This is a genomic window from Desulfuromonas sp. DDH964 (assembly GCF_001611275.1).
Classification (GTDB): domain Bacteria; phylum Desulfobacterota; class Desulfuromonadia; order Desulfuromonadales; family DDH964; genus DDH964.
The window spans coordinates 1,237,466-1,257,870 of the sequence record NZ_CP015080.1 but is presented as its reverse complement, the minus strand read 5'-3'; the positions used below and the strand labels follow the sequence as shown (position 1 = coordinate 1,257,870).

The 20,405-nt window shown below is 56.2% G+C and carries 18 protein-coding genes and 1 pseudogene; 2 read left to right on the top strand and 17 right to left on the bottom strand.

Translation table 11 applies throughout. The annotated features are described in order from the left end of the window. Positions 1 to 360: 360 nt before the first annotated feature. The 8 genes from DBW_RS05720 to DBW_RS05695 all read right to left on the bottom strand — a co-directional run bounded on the left by DBW_RS05720 (position 361) and on the right by DBW_RS05695 (position 11,231). Complete coding sequence (locus tag DBW_RS05720) at positions 361 to 1,575, bottom strand: IS256 family transposase (RefSeq protein WP_066725531.1); 1,215 nt, start codon at positions 1,573 to 1,575, stop codon at positions 361 to 363. Between the two features lie 268 nt (positions 1,576 to 1,843). Continuing rightward, positions 1,844 to 2,467, bottom strand: a complete 624-nt coding sequence (locus DBW_RS19270) for a nuclease-related domain-containing protein (RefSeq protein WP_197463738.1) — start codon at positions 2,465 to 2,467, stop codon at positions 1,844 to 1,846. Positions 2,468 to 2,513: 46 nt separating this feature from the next. Beyond that, a complete protein-coding gene (locus DBW_RS05710) occupies positions 2,514 to 3,728 on the bottom strand; it encodes an IS256 family transposase (protein WP_066722594.1) in 1,215 nt (404 codons plus the stop codon). Positions 3,729 to 4,023: 295 nt separating this feature from the next. Beyond that, the gene (locus DBW_RS05705) at positions 4,024 to 5,004 is read right to left on the bottom strand and encodes an HNH endonuclease (protein WP_066725526.1); all 981 of its coding nucleotides are present in this window, start codon (positions 5,002 to 5,004) and stop codon (positions 4,024 to 4,026) included. A 33-nt stretch (positions 5,005 to 5,037) separates the two neighbouring features. Next, positions 5,038 to 6,765: a response regulator receiver domain gene (locus DBW_RS18415; protein ID WP_157471787.1), complete on the bottom strand. Its 1,728-nt coding sequence runs from the start codon at positions 6,763 to 6,765 to the stop codon at positions 5,038 to 5,040. Position 6,766: 1 nt separating this feature from the next. Further along, the gene (locus tag DBW_RS05700; protein WP_066725522.1) at positions 6,767 to 9,754 is read right to left on the bottom strand and encodes an ATP-binding protein; all 2,988 of its coding nucleotides are present in this window, start codon (positions 9,752 to 9,754) and stop codon (positions 6,767 to 6,769) included. Continuing rightward, complete coding sequence (gene vsr / locus DBW_RS19265) at positions 9,741 to 10,142, bottom strand: DNA mismatch endonuclease Vsr (RefSeq protein ID WP_197463737.1); 402 nt, start codon at positions 10,140 to 10,142, stop codon at positions 9,741 to 9,743. Before vsr ends, DBW_RS05700 begins: the two co-directional genes overlap by 14 nt. A gap of 51 nt (positions 10,143 to 10,193) precedes the next feature. Next, complete coding sequence (locus tag DBW_RS05695) at positions 10,194 to 11,231, bottom strand: DNA cytosine methyltransferase (protein WP_066725518.1); 1,038 nt, start codon at positions 11,229 to 11,231, stop codon at positions 10,194 to 10,196. A gap of 542 nt (positions 11,232 to 11,773) precedes the next feature. On the opposite strand from DBW_RS05695, the gene DBW_RS05690 reads away from it, so the two are divergent. Further along, the gene (locus tag DBW_RS05690; RefSeq protein ID WP_082820195.1) at positions 11,774 to 12,034 is read left to right on the top strand and encodes a transposase; all 261 of its coding nucleotides are present in this window, start codon (positions 11,774 to 11,776) and stop codon (positions 12,032 to 12,034) included. A 33-nt stretch (positions 12,035 to 12,067) separates the two neighbouring features. On the opposite strand, the gene DBW_RS05685 is transcribed toward DBW_RS05690, so the two are convergent. Continuing rightward, on the bottom strand, positions 12,068 to 13,282 hold the full coding sequence (locus tag DBW_RS05685; protein ID WP_066725512.1) for an IS256 family transposase: 1,215 nt from the start codon (positions 13,280 to 13,282) through the stop codon (positions 12,068 to 12,070). Between the two features lie 16 nt (positions 13,283 to 13,298). On the opposite strand from DBW_RS05685, the gene DBW_RS05680 reads away from it, so the two are divergent. After that, positions 13,299 to 14,267: an IS3 family transposase gene (locus tag DBW_RS05680; RefSeq protein WP_157471785.1), complete on the top strand. Its 969-nt coding sequence runs from the start codon at positions 13,299 to 13,301 to the stop codon at positions 14,265 to 14,267. 313 nt (positions 14,268 to 14,580) lie between these two features. On the opposite strand, the pseudogene DBW_RS19260 reads toward DBW_RS05680, so the two are convergent. The 8 genes and pseudogenes from DBW_RS19260 to DBW_RS05640 all read right to left on the bottom strand — a co-directional run bounded on the left by DBW_RS19260 (position 14,581) and on the right by DBW_RS05640 (position 20,339). Then, a pseudogene (locus DBW_RS19260) lies at positions 14,581 to 14,877 on the bottom strand (helix-turn-helix domain-containing protein). Positions 14,878 to 14,894: 17 nt separating this feature from the next. Continuing rightward, positions 14,895 to 15,227 carry a type II toxin-antitoxin system RelE/ParE family toxin gene (locus DBW_RS05670; protein WP_066725507.1) on the bottom strand — a complete coding sequence of 111 codons (333 nt, stop codon included), beginning with the start codon at positions 15,225 to 15,227 and terminating at the stop codon, positions 14,895 to 14,897. A gap of 60 nt (positions 15,228 to 15,287) precedes the next feature. After that, the gene (locus DBW_RS05665; RefSeq protein ID WP_066725505.1) at positions 15,288 to 16,028 is read right to left on the bottom strand and encodes an enoyl-CoA hydratase/isomerase family protein; all 741 of its coding nucleotides are present in this window, start codon (positions 16,026 to 16,028) and stop codon (positions 15,288 to 15,290) included. A 228-nt stretch (positions 16,029 to 16,256) separates the two neighbouring features. Continuing rightward, complete coding sequence (locus DBW_RS05660) at positions 16,257 to 16,841, bottom strand: mobile mystery protein B (protein ID WP_066725503.1); 585 nt, start codon at positions 16,839 to 16,841, stop codon at positions 16,257 to 16,259. Beyond that, the gene (locus DBW_RS05655) at positions 16,838 to 17,308 is read right to left on the bottom strand and encodes a mobile mystery protein A (protein WP_066725493.1); all 471 of its coding nucleotides are present in this window, start codon (positions 17,306 to 17,308) and stop codon (positions 16,838 to 16,840) included. The genes DBW_RS05660 and DBW_RS05655 overlap by 4 nt, the downstream gene beginning before the upstream one ends. Before the next feature lie 272 nt (positions 17,309 to 17,580). Further along, positions 17,581 to 18,582, bottom strand: a complete 1,002-nt coding sequence (locus tag DBW_RS05650) for a methyltransferase (protein ID WP_066725491.1) — start codon at positions 18,580 to 18,582, stop codon at positions 17,581 to 17,583. Positions 18,583 to 18,713: 131 nt separating this feature from the next. After that, complete coding sequence (gene xthA / locus DBW_RS05645) at positions 18,714 to 19,526, bottom strand: exodeoxyribonuclease III (protein WP_066725489.1); 813 nt, start codon at positions 19,524 to 19,526, stop codon at positions 18,714 to 18,716. A 24-nt stretch (positions 19,527 to 19,550) separates the two neighbouring features. Then, positions 19,551 to 20,339 (bottom strand): TIGR00266 family protein, encoded by a 789-nt coding sequence (locus DBW_RS05640; RefSeq protein ID WP_066725486.1) that lies wholly within the window; start codon positions 20,337 to 20,339, stop codon positions 19,551 to 19,553. Positions 20,340 to 20,405 lie beyond the last annotated feature (66 nt).

Sequence of the window (20,405 nt, the reverse complement as noted above, 5' to 3'; positions counted from 1 at the left end):
CCAGACCCTCGGGCCTGCGCAAACAACAACCATCCAGGTTGCAACTTTGCAGACCCTTGGTCTCCCCCGGGAGCCCGGTTACCGATACACGTCGTTGTGACTGCCGATGTCGAGGAGGATAATCTCCCTCTCGGTGATCATCAGGCGGGCGCGTCGTCCCCGAGCGCTTTAGTTCCTGGGCAGGGATGGTATTCATGGCTGGTCTCCTCGGGGTACTTGATCTGGTACTGAGAAATCCTGCCGGGACCTTGGAGTGCAACGATTCGCTACTATTCGGCCTTTCCGTTGCACCTGGTGCAGGCGTCGAGGAGTGTGGGGCACCGCCCGGGGGTCTGTCAAACGAACTGTGTATCCGCTCTTTCAATAGACCAGATTCAACGGCACCCGGTCTTCGCCGAACATCACTTGGAATGTCTGCAGCGCTGGCTTCCAGTTGTGGATCATCTTCCAGTTGCGTGACGCCTGCCGGATTGCCAGATAGAGCGCCTTGATCGCCGATTCGTCGTTGGGGAATATCCTCCGGTTGCGGGTCAGCTTGCGCAGGCTCATGTTTAGCGATTCGATCGCGTTGGTCGTGTAAATGACCTTGCGAATTTCCGGCGGAAACTGGAAAAACGGGATGATGTTGTCCCAGTTGCTCCGCCACAAGCGGATTACCGAACGATAGGACTTGCCCCAATCGGCGTCCAGTTGTTCCAACTCCGCCGCCGCTTCTTCGGCGGTCGCCGACTGGTAGATACGCTTGAGGGCCGCGACCACGGCCTTGCTGTCCTTGACCGTGACGTAACGCAGGCTCGCCCGCACCAGATGGACGATGCAGAGTTGGGTCAGGGTCTTGGGGAAAATGGCGTTGACCGCTTCCGGCAGCCCTTTCAGCCCGTCCATGCAGGCGATGTAAACATCCTGCACGCCGCGATGGCGCAGTTCGGTGAGGACCGAGAGCCAGAACTTGGCCCCTTCGGTCTCGGCGATCCACAGGCCGAGAACTTCCTTCTCGCCGCGCAGGTTGACGCCGAGAACCACATGGGCCGACTTGTTGACCACCTGCTTGCCGTGATGAATCTTGACCGTCAGGCCATCGAGCCACAGGATCGGGTAGACGGCTTCCAGTGGGCGATTCTGCCAGGCCCGGACCTCGTCCAGAACCGATTCGGTCACCTGGGAGATGACGGCATGGGAAATCTCCACGCCGTAGAGATCCTTCAGGGCGTCCTCGATGTCGCGGGTCGTCATCCCTTTGGCATAGAGGGTCAGGATCTTTCCTTCCATCCCGGCCAGGCGAATCTGGCGTTTGCGAACCAGTTGCGGCTCGAAAGACCCCGCCCGGTCGCGGGGCGTTTCGATCTCCAGTTCGCCGAAGGTGCCCTTGACGGTTTTACTGCTCTTGCCGTTGCGGGTGTTGGCGCGTTTCGCCGGCCCGGCTTCGCCGGCTCCGTAACCCAGATGCGCGGTCATTTCGGCGTCCAGGCTGCGGTTGATCATGCGCTGTAGCAACCGCGAATAGAGTTTGTCGACGTCCTCGGGGGTTTTGCAGTCGACCAAAAGCTCGTCCAATTTGTCTGATTTAATCGCCATCGTTTCTGCTCCTCGGTGGGGGAATTGCCCCACTCTCTCATGGAGCAGATACACAGTTCAATTTACAGGCTCCCGCCCGGGGCGATTTTAACGCCAAAAACAGGCATTTAAGCCTGTTTTTGGCAGATATTTTCGTGGATTTTATTTGTATTTCAGATAGTTGGCTTGGTCCGACCCAGGCAATTGAGCGAATTCATCCCAGGAGCAAATTGCACTGATTTATTAACAAGCGAACAATGTCCCCGCAGGCTTCCGTGAGACCAATCAGTTATTTCATATTGCCACGCCTAAGCTCAAGACTCTCAATATGCGCTACGTCTGTCTGGCCACTGATGGCTAGGCGGACAGTCTCTAGCCGGCCCACGCAAAACTGCATCCGATTAAAGGACATGACCTCGGCAGTCTGTTCGCGCAAGTATTCAATAAGCCCTGAGAGATAAAACACACCCTGAGGAACCTCTGTCTTAAAATGCGCTTCGCCTGTGAAAACCACAACCGATTTGATGATGCCGGGCGGCAGGAAGTCAAGGAGGTCTTCAACTGCCCGAACATGCCTGCGATTCTGAATTATTGGGTTCTGAAACTTGAACCTAAAATTGAATAGGACTTGGGTCCAGTTGGCACTATTAGCGTTGGCAAAGATCCACCCCTTATAATGCTTTGTCTCGATAACGAATACGCCAAATCTTGAAATGAGGATGTGATCAACCTGAGTTGTACCGTCCTTTAGTTGAAGGGTAACGTGATTCATCAAGTGATAGTTTGGAGGTCCGAAATGACTTAGCACAACACGGGACAGAAGTTCTTCACCATTGTTCTGAAACCTAGCGAATCGTTTGCGCCAGTAGCGGCCTACGGTAAAGCCAGTGGCAAGGGCAAGGAGGGCATACAAAGCGGCGGTGTAAATCAGTTTGTGTAAATGGCTTGGGTTTTTGTCGTCAGTAAACCGGCAACCTGCCTTCGAACAAGATAGAGAACTGGTTGAGGGCGGCCTTCCAGTCCCGAATCGGCAGGGTCCATTTCTTGGCGATATTGTTCAGCGCCAGGTAGAGCAGTTTGAACATGGCTGCGTCGTTGGGGAATGAGCCCCGGTTCTTGGTGACCTTGCGCAGCGACATGTTCAGCGATTCGATCGCATTGGTGGTGTAGATCACCTTGCGAATCTCCGCCGGGTAGGCGAAAAAAGGGGTGATTCTCTCCCAGTTGCGCCGCCAGGACTGGCCGATGGAGGGGTGGGTTTTATCCCACTTCGCTTCGAACTCCGTCAGGTTCATTTCGGCCTGCTCGGCCGTCGCGGCCTGGTAAATGGACTTCAGATCGGCCGCCACTTCCTTGCGCTGTTTCCAGGAGACGTAGCGGAGAGAATGGCGCACCATGTGAACGAGGCAGAGCTGGACCTGGGTGCGAGGAAAGACTGCTTCGATGGCCTCGGGGAAACCTTTGAGCCCGTCCACGCAGGCGATGAAGATGTCTTCGACACCCCGGTTTTTCAACTCGGTCACCACCTGTAGCCAGAACTTGGCGCCCTCGTTCTCGGCCACCCACATGCCCAGGACCTCCTTGATGCCGTCCAGGGTGACGCCCAGGGCCAGGTAGACCGCTTTATTGCTGACGTGGCCGTTGTCTCGCACCTTGACCCGGACCGCGTCCATATAGACGATGGGATAGAGGGCGTCGAGCGGTCGGTTCTGCCAGATCTTGACCTCGTCCGCGACGGCATCGGTCACGCTGGAAATGAGGGCGGGAGAGACCTCGACGCCATAAATCTCTTCCAGATGCCCCTGGATCTCCCGGGTCGTCATCCCCCGGGCGTAGAGGGAGATGATCTTGCCGTCGAAGCCGGCGAAGCGGGTCTGGCCCTTGGGAATGATGAGCGGCTCGAAGCTGCTGTCCCGGTCACGCGGAACCTCGATCGGCAGTTTGCCGAATTCGCCCTTGATGGTTTTGGCCGACTTGCCATTGCGGGCATTGCCGCCTTTCGTGGCCACGGGAGCATGCTTCTCGTGCCCCAGGTGTTGGGTCAATTCCGCTTCCAAAGCTCGTTCCAGAAGGGCCTTGGTGAGCTGTTTAAGCAAGCCGGTTTCGCCGATCAGGTCTTCGGGCTTCTTGTAGTCGGCAAGCAGACGGTCCAGCAGATCTTTTTCGATGGCCATGGGGGCTCCTTAGAGGGTGGGGTCCCGGTGTACCCCTGAATGGCCATTTACACAATCTTTTTTACACCCTCTACAAAGCGGCTCCGTGATCCTTCTCTAATTCATGGAAGAAATGTGTTAGGTGCTGCACTATCGGATGATCTAGTAGAGCCAAGATAATCTGTTTAAGTTTGTCGAGATCCACCCTACCCCCCAACAAGAAATTCTATGGATTATTTCCTCCAAGATAGCCTTAACCCCTTCAGTTTACTTGGGAAATTACGTATGGCGCTCCAGACTTCTTTTCACAAAGATGTTATAGCCGCCAGGTCCTGCGATGGTCAAAAAGATACTCGGGTGCCGGCCAGAGGTCGCGGTCGGCGGGAGGGATAATTCTCCGTCCAGAAAGAGTGAGGAGCAGGCCGGGAAAATTGGGATCGGTGCCGATGCTGCGGGCAGTGATGACCGTGTAATTGTCGGAGACTCCGAGCATCCCTTCGTCGAAGCCCCAGTGGCAGGTGCGACAGAGGGCCATGCCGTTGCGGATGTCGTCATTCTTCGATTTGCTCCAGGGCACGATGTGGGCGGCCTCCACTACGGTATGACCGTCAGGGGTGACGATGCGGATACCGCACAGGGCGCAGCGGTGGTCATAGGCGGTGGTCACCACTTTGCGGAAGCCCTGGTCCCGCGCCGCAGGCCGGTAGTTCTCAGCCTCGACAATCTCCTTCACCAGCGGCAGATGGGCCTGCCCCTCCAGCACCCGACTATAATCGAAGGCTTCCCGGTTGATGATCGACTGGTCACGCAGCTGCGCCGCTGCTTCCTCCGAGAAGCAGGAAAGGAGCAGCGATTCCCGAAGCGCGTCCCGCCCCTCCCTGCCCTGCATGACCTGAAACAGTCCGTCGTCCAGCTTGGCCCCCAGGGCATACTTGCGAAGGTAGCTGACCGAAGATGTGTTGTTGATCACCGCATCGGTGATGGCCTTCCCCGGCTGGGGGACCAGTTCCCAAAATGGTTCGCGGGCGAGACGGGAGAAGGGAAAGGCGATGCTGCTGGTCTGTCCCAGCGGTACCACCCGCCGCCAGTAGAGGTTGAAAAGCTCGTTCAGTTCCACCAGATCGCCGGTGACGTCAATGAACGGCGTGGTGATGACGCCGCGATGCACCAGGTCCAGCACCGCCAGGAGGAGCAGCGGCTTGTGCGGCGCCTTGCGTTTGGTGGCCTCCGTCCAGACAGCGCCGGGGGCGCGGGAGAGGGAGGAGAAGTGTTTGAAGGAGGTTGTGAGGTCGACCAAATATACTGTCCTCAAAATTCCTAAGCCTAGGCCTTATAATTCGGCATACCCCTTAGATGCCAAGCGCAGATATTCTGAATCTTTAATGCCAAGCCTAAGCCATTCTCTATTTAGCTCAGCCATATCTCGATTGGCACGATTTCGACGCACTTCGCCAAACCATTCTAAACGTACTGGGGGCTTGCCCTCTTCGGGGATTGTTTCAAAATAAAAGCCTTTTTTCTCAGGTTCATCGTTCATTGTTTTTGCCATGATCCGCCCATTTATGTCATCCCCCTGAAACTCAAAGGTGCGCACACAATGAGGCCGAGTATTGACCTTGAACCTTTCAACTTTATTATCGTGCCCCATAATGAGCAGACCCGGCTGACCTTGCGGCTGTTCAAGTTCGAGCATTACAAATGAACGCCTTTTACCACTAAGGCGGATTGTGTCGCAAGAAGGCGTAATACAATAATAGAATTTTTTTGTTGTTTTATTTTTCAATATAGATCCTAAAGTAAGAGACGGCTTCCATTCACTAGATATCTTTGTATTCCCGAAAAATTCCCTCTTCAATGCAACAAATCTTGCCAGCAATCCTTCTCCAACCTTTGCTTTTGCTTTTGATCCGTGAAGGGATTGAGAGACTTTACTTCGGCGTTTATCTATGAACACATGAATATTCTCTTTATCTACAACAACCTTGTCACCGTCAAGCCCCTTTTTGAGCAGAGCCAATAAAAATGACTTTGATATTTCTATTTTATCTCCACTATTGTCATCTTTTTCATATTCGATTTTTGCCGTTGGCTTTTTCTTGGCTGACAACCAATCTTCAATTTTAGACTTACTTAGATATGTATCAGCTACTCTTTCAAGGCCTAGAGCAGTGTCGCATTCCGAAACAAAAAGTTCCCTTATGAGTTCCGTAACATCTTCTTGAGGATCCGTTATCAAGAGATTCGCTACAAACGCCTCATCCAGTTCCGATGGAAATCGAGCAATTATATGGTGCATATTACGACGGACAGCTGCGACTGCTGCTATTGAAAATGATGGCAATAAACCGTCTGCAAGGTTTGTCATGGAGTCCAAAAGACGGGTTGGCAGCTGTGCGACACTTACACCTTCATCATGTTTATTGAGTACCTGAAGGCAGTGGTATTTACCTCTCGCATAACCAGAATCTTTCTTCACGTCATCAAAAATTAAGCCGCCTTCTCTAAGCGCTGCAACGGCGTCCAGCGTAATCTGGTCAATGAGTGGTTCACCCGTGTAGACACAAATCAATCTCAGCCTGCCATTTTCAGCCACATCTTTTTCTGCGATTTTTTTCAAAATATCCTTGGTTAACTGATGGCTTCCATCCCTTAACTTCCAGTCAATAACGATTATGTCTGCAGGGAACGCCGCAGCCAGAACCCTTTTCACCACGACTTCATCAGAGTCCGTTTCTTTGGGGAGCACAAAAGCACAGGCGATTTCTTGATCGGAAAAGGCATCTGAGATTGCTTGGACATCTAGTGAATGTATATTTCTTTCAATTTCATCGGGCGCGCCCTCTGCCGAGGGCGCGTTTTGTTCTTCATCGGCCTCACCCCCACCCATTCCATCATCAAACGTCTGTGCGGAAGAAGCCCCTTTGGAGAGAAATTGATTGCCAGAAAGTGAAGGTTCATTGTCCACGACCACGGCATTCATTACAAAACTTCGAACCGCTTTTCGACAATGATCGCGCCAGACAGCCTCAATTTCCTTTTTGTCTACTTTCGTTGGCATTTTATGCTTCCCCCTCCAAGGTATTGACAGTCTTGATCTTGAAAACTGGATCAACGTCAGAACCCGATTGAACCAGTTCAAGATCAAAGCCTTCACGAAGCAAAGTATCTTTTGAAATCGCAAGTCCCATCCCCCTACCACCTGGTTTCGTTGTTTCTCCAAACTCAAAAATTCTCTCCCTCAATCTCTCCTCAATACCGGGACCGGAATTTGAGATGAGAAACCCATCATCATCAATATCAAGATTGATCCATTTATCATTTTGGGCGCCATTGCTGACCCAATAAATGGCGTTGTCCACAACGTTTACAAACGCGCCAAGAAGTGCCGACGTTCTGCAGCTAACCTTCTTCTCCAAAAATGCGTCCGATGCCTCAAGTTCGATACCATCCTCATCAAGGGCTCGGCGGAAGATGCGCCGGAGGTGCATTCGGATTTCGTCGCCCGAAATTTCTACTTTCGACCGCCTGATTCTCCTGCCAAGGGGGTCAAGCATCTTCAGGTATCCGTCTAGGTGATCAAAAGAGTTGCGGAGGCGAGTATAGACTTTTTTCAACTCCGGGGTTCCGTCAGCCCATGGCTTCAAGTCACGGACGGCTAAACGCATATTGCGTGCGGACTTTTCAAATTCATGCTGCAATATCCCCACCCCCATGCCCATTTGCGCAAAGTCAGAGTAAAATTCAAGCTGTTCTTCCAACCTCTGCGCGCGCTGTTCCAAGGCTCCGGTCCGGTCTTCAACCGTTTCACGTTCTTTGATGGCCTCCGTAATGTCTTTCATCTGGCGCTGAATAGCTTCGAGAAATGAAGCCTCGCGCTCACGGATGGTCCTAACTTCGTTTTCAAAGGAATTGAGCGCATCTTCTAATTTGCCGGGGTTCCGTGCCGTCATGCGAGTAAAGTCGACCAGAAGCGTTTCCACTGCCTCTCGAAATTGTGAAAACTCTTCCCGGACTACATCCTTTAGGGTCTCTTGCATCTCCTTACTTGCTTCATACGCCGCTTGTCGTAGTGTAGACAATTCCCTGACGAGACCATCACGCTGTCCCTCAAGCATCTTGATAGCCGATTCACGGCGTTGACTCATGCTGACGCGCGTTTCGGTTGCCTGGCGGATCAGTTGGTCAATTTTTTTGCGAAGGGGGTTAAGGGTCGATTCGCGAACATCGTTGGAAATTCGTTGGTAGGCTGCCCAGTCTTTCTCCATTCTCTTTGTCAGGGCTAAACCACGCGGTTTGGAAATGCTCAAGTCATTGCTCAGCGTTTGGAGTTGACCCTGAATCTGTTTTTCCAAGTCACGCACACCAGTTGCGAGATCCCCATCGTCATCCAATGTCACCAAACGATCCAAGCGGCTCGCTGTGTGATTTTCAATGGTCTCGGCACGCTTTTCGAAATCTCCGGTCTCATATTTTTCAAAAAAATCTTCCAACAGTTTGGTGAAATCTGAACGTCTTTCGTCCGCTTTTTTCTTCTGTTTAGCCAGCAGTTTTGCTTCGACTTCAAAGGCATTTTTCTGGTCCCAATAAGTTTCACCCTGAGTTGCAGCAGACCTAAAAAATTCGATAGCCAAACGTTGAAAAAGGTTCATCAATACCGCACGAAAATCACGATATGCCTGATTTTGCCGGAATCCTTCTCGACCGGCTTTTTCACTCAGCGAGTGATTATTTTCATGGTCTATTGCGACGTAGCCAAACATGCGTCGATAGGAAAAAAACCAATCTTGTGCACTTTTAGTTCTCCGCCGCTCAATGTCGAGAAAATCAACATCAGAATTGCCGTAGGGAAGAATCCGGATATTGTCCCGATAGATGTACAATCCGCCGATCCTATCCAACTTCTCAATTATCACTTTGTATTCATCAGGGGGCAGGTGGCTCTCTCTTTGGAGCCCTTGCACATAGGCAAAATCGATAGAAAATGGCCCGCACTTGGTGTGCCGTCCCTTACCTTCAGTCCAATTGCAGACGAACGATTTTGTCACACCATAAATTCGAACGGTTCCCGAGAACTGCCCATATTCATCAACATTACCCGTGAAATGGTGGTCAGCCTTTTCATACTCTTCCTGCCGGAAAAAGTTCCTTGGCCCAATTATTTCTTCTGGTTCTTCATCCAGATGGTGGTCCCGAAACCGCGTACGAATGACGGGCCGAACTCCCTTCATCGTATTGGAAAAACCAAGCAAGTTCCGCTCTAGATTTGATGCCTCCCTATCGGCGCCGCCGTCAATGTCATCATTCAACTCGGGTGCCGTTGGCAGAAGAATGAAATGCGTCCCGTAGCCACCATCCTGAAGCGAAAGCGGGGTCTCATCCTTTTTGACGAAACCCCGCAGAGTCACATCTAGCTTGTCTGGGGAAATCCCTTTTGCTTTATCGAGGTCGGCAAGCAAACGGGTGATTTCATCTTCGTCTAAGTCGTCTTTTAAATCTTCAATGTTTTCCTGCACCCGCTTTATCAGGGCATGGATATCTGAACGTGTCGGAAGGGTACCCCCTGGGAACTCAACCACGGGTACATCGATTTCACCGATATCAAGCCCGGGCTGTTCGAAAAGACCCCAGTGGACCAGAGCAACAACGAGCTTGTGCAAACCATCCGGTCTAACCGCTCTTGATAAAAGGAGGGTGATTGGTGCAATGGCGGCAATGGCCAGACGTCCGATACCCTTTTCGCCCATAATCGCCCGGCGGGGCAGATGTTTTGGCCCAGTCCAGCCCTTTACGGAATCGGGGCGATTGGAACCGAGGCGACTTTCCGTCCCCAACGTGAGCCAACGGTTTTCAATGTCTTCGCGGGTCATCCCATAACCATCGTCACGAAGCACCAATACATTTGTCCGTCGGAAATAGTCGACCTCTACCCTCTCAGCATAAGCGTCGTGGGCATTTTTGAACAATTCGTGGATGGCCGTGGGAATACCGGCGATTTGCTGACGCCCGAGCATATCGACAGCACGAGCTCTCACCCTAAGCTGAACCATGTTCACTCCTGGTGGTCACACTCATTTCATTTGCTTTCATGACTTGCTCGACTAATATTTCCGTCTTCTCATGCTCCCAGAATCTGAAAACTACCCAGCCGGCTTCCCGGAGTCTTTCATCCGTATCTCGATCCCGCGCCCGATTCTCATCTATCTTCTTCTGCCACCAATCACGGTTATGGGCCGGAATATTTTTGTGTTCCGTGCACCCGTGCCAGAAACAACCATCGATAAAAACGGCTATCTTTCTGGCGGGAAACGCAATGTCGATAGTTCGCCTCCGGGATCCAGGGACGGGGTATTGCACCCGAAAACGCAACCCCCGACGATGTAGCAAGCGACGCACTGCCATTTCAGGGCCAGTCGAGTGCTCGGGCATGCTACGCATGGCACTACTGACGGAATCCGATATCGGCTTGGGGCGTATTGCCATCCTGGGTCACTGCCCTTGGGTTTGCAATAGTTGCCTGAGTGGGGGAACCAGAGTCCGTATCATATTTACGGGAACGGCATTGCCTATCTGACGGGCAATTTGTGCCACATTCCCATGAAATCGGTAGTGGGGAGGGAAGGACTGAAGAAGGGCGGCCTCGCGAAGCGTGATGGCGCGATTATCCCTTGGGTGGGCAAACCGCCCCTTGGTGACATCCGTGCATCCCGTTGTCAGGGTGGGGGCAACATCGTCCCAGCGCATGCGGCCATAAACATCCGGAAAGTCGTTCGTTCTCCCCCGGTGACATTCCAGTTCCAGTTCGGGAGGCAATGCATGTCTACTGCCACCATCCCGGGGAATATATGCCAGTCTCTGCAAAACAATACGTTGATGGTCTCGCGCAAAGTGAAGGGGGTCGTCCGGATCACGCTCAGCAGCATTTAGTGGCCTCAGCCCCCCTATCATTTGGCGCACGGTAACTTGCGGCTGAGGAGTTATTGCCCGATAGAAAGTCTCAATCCCCTCTCGAGTTTTCGCGGCAATCATGACGCAGCGTTCGCGGCGCTGAGGAACCCCGCAGTCGGCTGCATTCAGGGTTCGCGGGTCGGACAGGATGTACCCGAGTTCAAACAGGCTTTGTCGTAGACTGTTGAGTGGACCCAATATGGCGATTCCGGGAACATTTTCAAAAATGATCGCCCTGGGGCTGAACTCCCTCGCAAATTTGAGACATTCGAGAACCAGAGTGGTGCGATCATCGTCATTATTCCCCCGCTTGCGGTTTTGAGTGCTAAAGGGCTGGCAAGGGGCGCAGACAACGAGCAAGTCTATATCGCCTGTGAAATTGGTGCGTTGTCGGATCGTGCGGGGGTCAAGGTTGCGAATATCGTCTTCGCAAAGATACACTTCGGGATGGTTAAGACGGTAGGTCTGGCAGGCTATGGCATCGTTATCGACGGCCGCGACGACTCTAACACCTTCGGCGGTAAGGCCCTCGGTAACAGCGCCGGAGCCGCAATAGAGATCAATGGCAGTTAGCGGCATTCATATTCCCCCTACAACAAAACTATTCACGAGCGGACAGCCGAGATCATACAATAAAATCCTTGCCAAATAATAGAAAAAACCCTGAGATGTTCCGAGGATACCGAATACACCAGAAAACCGGCAGAAAACCGAGAAAACCGGGACAGATCTATTTTCGGATACTACATATGACTTCGGCCCGATGCCGTTACATAAATCAGCCTGGTGAAAGAGAACCCAAACTCAAACGTCACCCCTCTTCACGGCCAAATCCAATCTTCCGCCGCCGACTACCCGGCGTTCCCAGCAGTTCCGGGTGCCTGTCCTGCAACCAGGCCGACACTTCCGCGTGGAATCCTTCGACAAACTGATGGTAAACTCTGGGGTCGGACCAGGCCAAGCATTCGTTTTCACTGACCTAAGCCAAAATTCAACCCACCACAGCAGGCTTAAACCCCGCTTTTCGCCCCCAAAACCAGGGAAGAGTCACGCGTGAATTTTGAGCTATCTTCACTTTAGCGGACACACCAATTACCCTAACGGGAACAGGAGGTGTGTCTATGAATCATCGCAAGTACGATCCCGACTTCAAGCGGGAGGCCGTTCGCATGGTTATTGAAGACGGCCTGGGGGTGCGTGAGGTCGAACGAAGCCTCGGCATCACCTACGGAGTCTTGAAGGGCTGGGTGCAGAAGCATCGAGACCATCAGGACGCAGCGTTTGCAGGTCGTTTCGCTCCGGAGTCCCCCGAGGCGGAACTGAAGCGGCTACGCAAAGAGAATGAGCGTCTCCAGCGTGAGCGCGACATCTTGGCGGTGTAAATCAGTTTGTGTAAATGGCTTGGGTTTTTGTCGTCAGTAAACCGGCAACCTGCCTTCGAACAAGATGGAGAACCGGTTGAGGGCGGCCTTCCAGTCCCGAATCGGCAGGGTCCATTTCTTGGCGATATTATTCAGCGCCAGGTAGAGCAGTTTGAACATGGCTGCATCGCTGGGGAATGAGCCCCGGTTCTTGGTGACCTTGCGCAGCGACATGTTCAGCGATTCGATCGCATTGGTGGTGTAGATCACCTTGCGAATCTCCGCCGGGTAGGCGAAAAAAGGGGTGATTCTCTCCCAGTTCCGCCGCCAGGACTGGCCGATGGAAGGGTGGGTTTTATCCCACTTCGCTTCGAACTCCGTCAGGTTCATTTCGGCCTGCTCGGCCGTCGCGGCCTGGTAAATGGTCTTCAGATCGGCCGCCACTTCCTTGCGCTGCTTCCAGGAGACGTATTTGAGAGAATGACGCACCATGTGAACGAGGCAGAGCTGGACCTGGGTGCGAGGAAAGACCGCTTCGATGGCCTCGGGGAAACCTTTGAGCCCGTCCACGCAGGCGATGAAGATGTCTTCGACACCCCGGTTTTTCAACTCGGTCACCACCTGTAACCAGAACTTGGCGCCCTCGTTCTCGGCCACCCACATACCCAGGACCTCCTTGATGCCGTCCAGGGTGACGCCCAGGGCCAGGTAGACCGCTTTATTGCTGACGTGGCCGTTGTCCCGCACCTTAACCCGGACCGCGTCCATATAGACGATGGGATAGAGGGCGTCGAGCGGTCGGTTCTGCCAGATCTTGACCTCGTCCGCGACGGCATCGGTCACGCTGGAAATGAGGGCGGGAGAGACCTCGACGCCATAAATCTCTTCCAGATGCCCTTGGATCTCCCGGGTCGTCATCCCCCGGGCGTAGAGGGAGATGATCTTGCCGTCGAAGCCGGCGAAGCGGGTCTGGCCCTTGGGAATGATGAGCGGCTCGAAGCTGCTGTCCCGGTCACGCGGAACCTCGATCGGCAGTTTGCCGAATTCGCCCTTGATGGTTTTGGCCGACTTGCCATTGCGGGCATTGCCGCCTTTCGTGGCCACGGGAGCATGCTTCTCGTGCCCCAGGTGTTGGGTCAATTCCGCTTCCAAAGCTCGTTCCAGAAGGGCCTTGGTGAGCTGTTTAAGCAAGCCGGTTTCGCCGATCAGGTCTTCGGGCTTCTTGTAGTCGGCAAGCAGGCGGTCCAGCAGATCTTTTTCGATGGCCATGGGGGCTCCTTAGAGGGTGGGGTCCCGGTGTACCCCTGAATGGCCATTTACACAATCTTTTTTACACCCTCGACATCTTAAAAAAAGCAGTGGCCATCTTCTCGACGGACCCGCATCGATATTCGGGTTCATAACCGAGCACCGCTCCCAATACGGAGTGAAGGAGATGTGCCGCGTCTTTGGAGTGTCTCGGAGCCGGTATTATGCCCAGCTCAAAACTGGAGCGACCCAGCGCCAACGCGAAGACCAGGCGCTGCTGGTTGATATCAAGACGGTCTTTGACGCCAGTGACCGAACCTATGGCGCCGGCCGCATTGGCGAGGAACTTCGCGAGCAAGGCACCCGAGTGGGCAAGAACCGCATCTGGCGGCTGATGAAACAGCACGGCTTGCGGGTCAAGACCACGAAACGGTTCAAGGTGACGACAAATTCAGACCACAAGCGGCCGGTCGCCCCGAACCTGGTGAAACGTAATTTTTCAGCCGAGGCCCCCGATCGGCTCTGGACCGGAGATATTACCTATATTTGGACCGCCGAGGGCTGGCTTTACCTAGCCGTCATTCTGGATGTCTTTTCCCGCCGGATTGTCGGATGGCGGATGGACAAAAGAATGACAGACGAGTTGGTGATCACAGCCTTCAACAACGCCCTGGTGCGGCGGTGCCCCAACCGTGGGCTGATTTTTCACTCCGACCGGGGTTCTCAGTATTGCAGCAAACGTTTTCAGCGGGTGGTTCAGGGAGCCGGCGGGCAGCAGAGCATGAGCGGTACCGGCAACTGCTACGACAATGCCATCACCGAATCTTTTTTCGGGACCTTGAAGCGAGAGCTAGTTCACCATTGCTCCTTCAAGACCAGAGCAGAGGCCAAAAGCCAGATTTTTCGCTACATCGAAGGCTTCTACAACCGGCGGCGCCGCCATTCGGCACTCGGTTACAAAGCCCCGGAGACTTACGAGCGGCAGTTCTTTAAATTGGCTGCTTAGGGAATTCCCCGTGTCCGCTATTGCGAAGACAGGTCAATTTTCATTCCCCCAACAACCCCGAAAACATCATCCCCCTCCCGAGGAACAATACGACATGCCGGTTTCGCGCGGATCGAGTCTGATCAGTTCGGATAAGAATCTGATTAACCCCTGATCTCCTGTTTGAGTCCGACCTTAATCGGACCTGATCCGAAGTTATCCGCGAGAGACGCCTTAAGCCTTTGGGTATCACACGGATCAGGCCCGATCACTTCGGATAAAGATCGGATCAAGCTCCAAGGCTGGAATGTATCCGGTATCTGGTAAGGGGCTCCTACCCTGCCTGACCGGTCAGGATTCTCAGCACAGTGGCAGGCTCCTTGGCAACGGCATTCAGCAGAACCAGGGCGGGGCCGTGGGGCTTCCGGTCGCCCCGTTCTCAGTGGCGCAAGGTGCCGAGACTGATCCCGAAGGTCGAGGCGAACTGCTCCTGGGTCAGGCCGGTACGTTGCCGAACCAGTTTGACGTCGACCGCTTCCGGCGTAAACAGCCGGACCCCGGTTTTCTCCCCCTGCTGGTGCGCCACGGCTTCTTCAAGGCCACGCTTGATACTGGCAAACAGGTCACTCATGGTTTCCCTCTCACGTTTTACTTCTGCGCCGACCGGATCAGCAGGTTGACGAGCCCGGCCAGCGCATTGCGCTCCGCCGCCGAGAGATTTTCCCTCTGGTTCTTGCCGTAGAGCGTCAACAGGTAGAGGGGCAGTCCTTCGTTGTAGAAGAAATAGATTACCCTGACACCACCGCTCTTCCCCCTCCCATCACGAGCCCAACGCAGCTTGCGTAGGCCGCCGGTCCCTTCAATCAGGTCTCCGGCCATGGGATGGGCCGCGAGGTAAGCAATAAGGCCGGCACATTCCTCTTCGGACATAAGCTTGCGGGCACGGCGGAAATATTCCGCAGTCTCTGCAACAGTGATCATTCCCCCCCCTAGACTAATCCATTGGATTACTTCTGTCAAAGTGATTCTTCACGCAGGAGATCAGCCCGGTTCCCTCCCCCGCTCCGCCATCAGCGGCAGCAGCACCTCCCGAAACGCCCGGTCGTGCTCCACCGCAAAGGTCGCCTCGAAATCCCCGCCGGCACTGGCATTCATCATCTCCTTGGCAAAGCGCAGGGTCGCCGCCGGCGCCGCCAGAATCTCGGCGGCAAGGGCCAGCGCCCGGTCCAGCAGCCCGTCGCCGGAGACGATCTCGTTGACCAGGCCGATCCGCAACGCCTCGGCAGCATCGATGCGCCGGCCGGTGAGACAGAGTTCGCGGGCGGGGCCGGCGCCGACCACCCAGGCGAGGAGCGAGTAGAGCGGCGGGGCGCCGAACTTGACCTCGGGATGGCCGAAGCTGGCACTTTCGCTCGCCAGCCGCAGGTCGCAGAGGAGCGCCAGGTCGAGGCCGCCCCCCAGGGCCGGGCCGTCGATGGCGGCGATGACCGGCTTGGGGAAGTGCCAGAGGTCGCGGTGGTAGCGGGCCGAGGAGGCGAAGAGGTCGTCGAAGCGCGCCGGGTCGGCGAAGTCCTTGAGGTCGAAGCCGGCGCAGAAGACCGGCCCGCTGCCACGAATCACCACCGCCCCCACCGCCGGGTCGTCGCGCCAGGAGGCAAGGCAGGCGCTCAGCTCTTCGCGCAGGGCAATGGAGAGGGCGTTGCGCTGCTGCGGACGGTTAAGGGTAAGGAGGGCGGCGCCGTCGGGGCGGATTTCGGTGGTGAGGTGCTGAAAGCTCGACATCGGTTCCTCCGCTTGCAGTCAAATTCAAAGGCGGTTTTCGCGCGGATCAGGTCTGATCACTTCGGATAAAAATCGGATCAGGCCTGGGTTTTTGGTTCATTCCGAAACTAATCAGATTCGAGCAGAAGTTATCCGCGCGAGACGTCTATGCCGCACGTGGAAGGGACATTCCCGGTGCAACCACCGGACCAGACGTCAATAAAACCGTGGTATTCGCGGCGAATAGTTTTACGACCGAACAAAAACCAGCAGTGGGCCATAGTCGTGGCGATCTGCTGCCTGCAGGGCCTCAATGTAGCGGCGGCGGCATTCACCAGCGTTGGTCAGATTCTCCTGACCCCAGCTGAAACGTTTCTGCCCCAGCAGATGAACCAGCAGCACATCAGCCATCAGGCGTGCATGGCGACCATTCCCGTTGGCAAACGCATGAATAGCGACCAGGCGATGATGAAACCTGGCGGCAATCTCATCGGGTGGGTAGGATTGATACTCCAGCCAGCCATTGACCTCTTGAAACAACTGACGCAGCGCGACCGGAACCTGCATCCATTCGATACCGATATTCTTCTGACTCCGGCGAAAGTCACCAGCCCAACGCCAGACGTTGCCGAACATCCTCTTGTGCAGATCGCGAGCGTATTTCTCGGTCAGGATGTCCTTTTGTTTGCGCCTGAGAACCGCGTCCTCTGCCTCCGAGATATTCTCCTGCTCCCAGCGATCGAGCTCTTCTCGCGTGCGGATATGCGGCAACAAAAGCCCCTGCGCCTCATCGGGATCGATCGGTGTGGCCCCTGCAGGATAGTCAAAGTTCATGGGATATCGGACCAGAAATCATTGGGAATGTTGCGGATCAGCTCTTCGACCTTCTCTTCAAGCATCTTTTGCAGTTCATCGTCCGACACCAACTGGTCTTCCAGAAGCATGGTATGCGAAGTCCGGGCGAGGCGCCTGGCGGCAACCTTCCGGGCTTGCTGACGTACGGTCTCTTCCAGACTGGTACGTGGCACGACCGCGTAAACAAACTGACAGTCCATGGCTGCGGCGGCCTGCCGCATGCTCTTGAGAGTCAGCGCCCCGGACAGCTCGTCCCTCTCCAGCTGCACGATACGCGGCTGACTGACCTCCAGCCGCTCACCCAGTTGCTTGCCGGACATGCCGAGGGCTTCCCGGATGGAACGCAACCAGCCCTTGACGGGGGGCTGCAGGGCTTTGACATTGGCCAGCTGGGCAAAGGTTTTATCGAGCTGGTCCCGCATGGTACGACGATGTTTTGGCTGCATATATAACCCCTATATTATTAATCTCCATGTTTTTTATAATATAGGCATTATATTTGTCAACAAAAAGATAACTTATTTATTATACAGCTGCGCATGTTAAGCAGGCCCTCTGACAGCTTCCCCCGGGGAAAAAGCCCTTATGCGGGGTCTCTCGCGGATCAGGTCTGATCACTTCGGATAAAAATCGGATCAGGCCTCGGTTCCTGGTTCAATCCGAACCTAATCAGATTCGATCCGAAGTAATCCGCGTGACACGCTTTTGCCTTGTTGGTTCAGGGTTTCCGTCCCACCATCACCCCCGCCCCGTTGGGCAGCTCCAGGGGGATCCGCTCGACCGCTTGCAGCCCGGCCTCGCGCAGCATCGCCGCCAACTCCGGTTCGCTGTAGGACTGGCCGTCAGGAGTGCCAATCAGCATGTTGAGGGAGAAGAGGGCCGGGAAGAGGGGCGAGGTGCGGGTGGCGTCGAGAATGAACTCCTGCACCAGCAGCAGCCCCCCCGGCTCGAGGGCCGCGACCGCCTTGGCGAGGAGTTGGGCACAGGGCTGCGGGCCTTCGCTGTGGAGAACATGGGAGAGCCAGGCGACGTCGAAGGCGCCGGGGATGGCGTCGTCGTTGAAGTCGCCGGCGACAAAGTCGATGCGCTCGCTGAGACCGAACCGGGCGACGGTCTCTTCGGCGAAGGGGCGGGTCGTCGGCAGGTCGACGATGGTGGCCCGCAGCTGCGGGTTGCGGCGGCAGAAGTGGATGGCGTAGGTGCCGGGACCGCCGCCGAGATCAAGCAGGTGCCGGCGCCCGGCGAGGTCGACCTGGGCCGCGACCTTGGGGGCGAGGAGGTTGGCGAGGTTGAACATCCCCATCAGGAAGGCTTCGCGCTCTGCCTCCCCGGCGTCGTGGGAGGCGCGCCGCCGCACCGGCGAACCGCTGCGCACCGCCTCGTCGAGGCGGCTCCAGCTCTCGACCAGGTGATGGTGGTGCAGGATGATGTGGCCGAGGTAGCCGGGGGCGTTGCGGTCGAGGAAGGCGGCGGCAAAGGCGGTGGCGGCGTAGTTCTCCCCCTCCTTGCGCAGCAGCTCGAGGGCGGCGAGGGCGTCGAGGAGCATTGCCAGGCCGCGCTCGGGGATCGCCAGCGCCGCGGCGAGTTCGGCGGCGCTGCGCGACTGCTCGGTCAATTTGGTGAAGAGGTCGAGCTTGACCCCGGCGTGCAGGGTGCAGGTCTGCCAGTAGCTGCCGGAGAGTTTGAGCAGCTCGGCGGGGGTCCAGGTGGTCGTTTCCATGGGTACCTCCATCAAGAACAAAATTATGGCTCACGCGACGACGCAACGCCGCGACGAAAACCGATTCGGGATTATAAACGTTGCGTCGTTGCGGCGTCGCGTGAGACCGACTTTGCCCTGGTTCCCCTCTCCTAACCAAACTCCACCCAGACCGGGCAATGATCGGACGGCCGCTCCATGGCGCGGATCTCGTAGTCGATACCGGCGCCGCTGCAGCGCGCCAGCAGCGGTGCGGTGACGAGGATGTGGTCGATGCGCAGGCCGCGGCGCGGGTCGGACTCGAAGCCGCGGCTGCGGTAGTCGAACCAGCTGAAGCGGTCGTTGACCTGCGGATGGAGGGCGCGGAAGCTGTCGTGCAGGCCCCAGGTGGTGAGGCGTTCGAACCACTGGCGCTCCTCGGGGAGGAAGCTGGTCTTGCCGGTGCGCAGCCAGCGTCTGGCGTTGTCGGCGCCGATGCCGATATCGAGGTCGACCGGAGCGACATTGAAATCCCCCAGCAGGGCGAGGGGGGTGGCCGGGTCGCAGTGTTCCTCAAGGTAGCCCAGCAGGTCGGCGTAGAACTGTTCCTTGGCCGGAAACTTGACCGGGTGGTCGCGGCTCTCCCCCTGGGGGAAGTAGCCGTTGAGCACCTGCAGCTCGCTGCCGTCAGCAAGCCGGTAGCGGCCGGCGACGAAGCGCTTCTGCGCCCCGTCCCCGTCGCCGGGAAAACCAATCTGCTCCTGGAGCGGCTGCTGCCGGGAGAGGAGGGCGACGCCGTAGTGCGTCTTCTGCCCGGCGTAGACCGGGTGGTAGCCGAGGGCGGCAATCGCGGCGAGAGGAAAGTCGCCATCCTGGACCTTGGTCTCCTGCAGGCCGATGATCTCCGGCTGGTGGGCGGCAACCAGCGCCTCGAGCTGGTGGAGGCGGCTGCGGATGCTGTTGACATTGAAGGAGACGAGCTTCATGGGCATTTCCTGGTGACCGGTATTTCAGTTGCCGTCGAGGAGCCGGCCGAGGCCGCCGAGGACTGACCCTTCGCCGGTCTGGGCGCCCCCCTGGCGCGGCGCGTTGGCGAGGATGCGGTCGGCGAGGCGGCTGAAGGGGAGGCTCTGCAGCCAGACCTTGCCGTGCCCGCGCAGGGTGGCGAGAAAGAGCCCCTCGCCGCCGAAGAACATGCTCTTGAGGTTGCCGGCGCGCTCGATGTCGTACTGGACGGTCGGCTCGAAGGCGACCAGGCAGCCGGTGTCGACCCGCAGCGTCTCTCCCTTGAGCTCGCGCTCGACGATGGTGCCGCTGGCGTGGATGAAGACCAGGCCGTCCCCCTGCAGCCGCTGCAGGATGAACCCCTCGCCGCCGAAGAAACCAACGCCGAGCTTGCGCTGGAAGGCGATGCCGAGGGCGGTGCCGAAGGCGGCGCAGAGGAACGATTCCTTCTGGCAGAGGATCTCGCCGCCGAGGCGGCCGAGGTCGAGGGGGATGATCTTCCCCGGGAAAGGGGCGGCGAAGGCGACGTGGGCCTTGCCGGGGCCGCGGTGGGTGAAGTGGGTCATGAAGAGGGATTCGCCGGTCAAGGCGCGCTTGCCGGCGCTGAAGAGCTTGCCGAGCATCCCCTGGTCGGGCCGGGAGCCGTCCCCCATGCGGGTCTCGAAGACGATCCCCTCCTCCATGTAGTTCATCGCCCCGGCCTCGGCGATCACCGTCTCGCCCGGGTCGAGTTCGACCTGCACCATCTGCATATCGTCGCCGATAATCCGGTAGTCGACTTCGTGACATTTCATCGGTCTGCTCCTTGAAAAAAGAAGGGTCAAAGGGGTTGCGCGCGGGTCACTGCAGATCAAACCGCG

Bases quoted from the DNA above. Each gene is read 5' to 3' on its own strand.
- DBW_RS05655 (WP_066725493.1), bottom strand. From the start codon at position 17,308: ATGCAGCCAAAACATCGTCGTACCATGCGGGACCAGCTCGATAAAACC.
- DBW_RS05670 (WP_066725507.1), bottom strand. From the start codon at position 15,227: ATGATCACTGTTGCAGAGACTGCGGAATATTTCCGCCGTGCCCGCAAG.
- vsr (WP_197463737.1), bottom strand. From the start codon at position 10,142: ATGCGTAGCATGCCCGAGCACTCGACTGGCCCTGAAATGGCAGTGCGT.
- xthA (WP_066725489.1), bottom strand. From the start codon at position 19,526: ATGAAGCTCGTCTCCTTCAATGTCAACAGCATCCGCAGCCGCCTCCAC.
- DBW_RS05710 (WP_066722594.1), bottom strand. From the start codon at position 3,728: ATGGCCATCGAAAAAGATCTGCTGGACCGTCTGCTTGCCGACTACAAG.
- DBW_RS05690 (WP_082820195.1), top strand. From the start codon at position 11,774: ATGAATCATCGCAAGTACGATCCCGACTTCAAGCGGGAGGCCGTTCGC.
- DBW_RS18415 (WP_157471787.1), bottom strand. From the start codon at position 6,765: ATGCCAACGAAAGTAGACAAAAAGGAAATTGAGGCTGTCTGGCGCGAT.
- DBW_RS05650 (WP_066725491.1), bottom strand. From the start codon at position 18,582: ATGGAAACGACCACCTGGACCCCCGCCGAGCTGCTCAAACTCTCCGGC.
- DBW_RS05640 (WP_066725486.1), bottom strand. From the start codon at position 20,339: ATGAAATGTCACGAAGTCGACTACCGGATTATCGGCGACGATATGCAG.
- DBW_RS05685 (WP_066725512.1), bottom strand. From the start codon at position 13,282: ATGGCCATCGAAAAAGATCTGCTGGACCGCCTGCTTGCCGACTACAAG.
- DBW_RS05720 (WP_066725531.1), bottom strand. From the start codon at position 1,575: ATGGCGATTAAATCAGACAAATTGGACGAGCTTTTGGTCGACTGCAAA.
- DBW_RS05665 (WP_066725505.1), bottom strand. From the start codon at position 16,028: ATGTCGAGCTTTCAGCACCTCACCACCGAAATCCGCCCCGACGGCGCC.
- DBW_RS05660 (WP_066725503.1), bottom strand. From the start codon at position 16,841: ATGAACTTTGACTATCCTGCAGGGGCCACACCGATCGATCCCGATGAG.
- DBW_RS05695 (WP_066725518.1), bottom strand. From the start codon at position 11,231: ATGCCGCTAACTGCCATTGATCTCTATTGCGGCTCCGGCGCTGTTACC.
- DBW_RS05700 (WP_066725522.1), bottom strand. From the start codon at position 9,754: ATGGTTCAGCTTAGGGTGAGAGCTCGTGCTGTCGATATGCTCGGGCGT.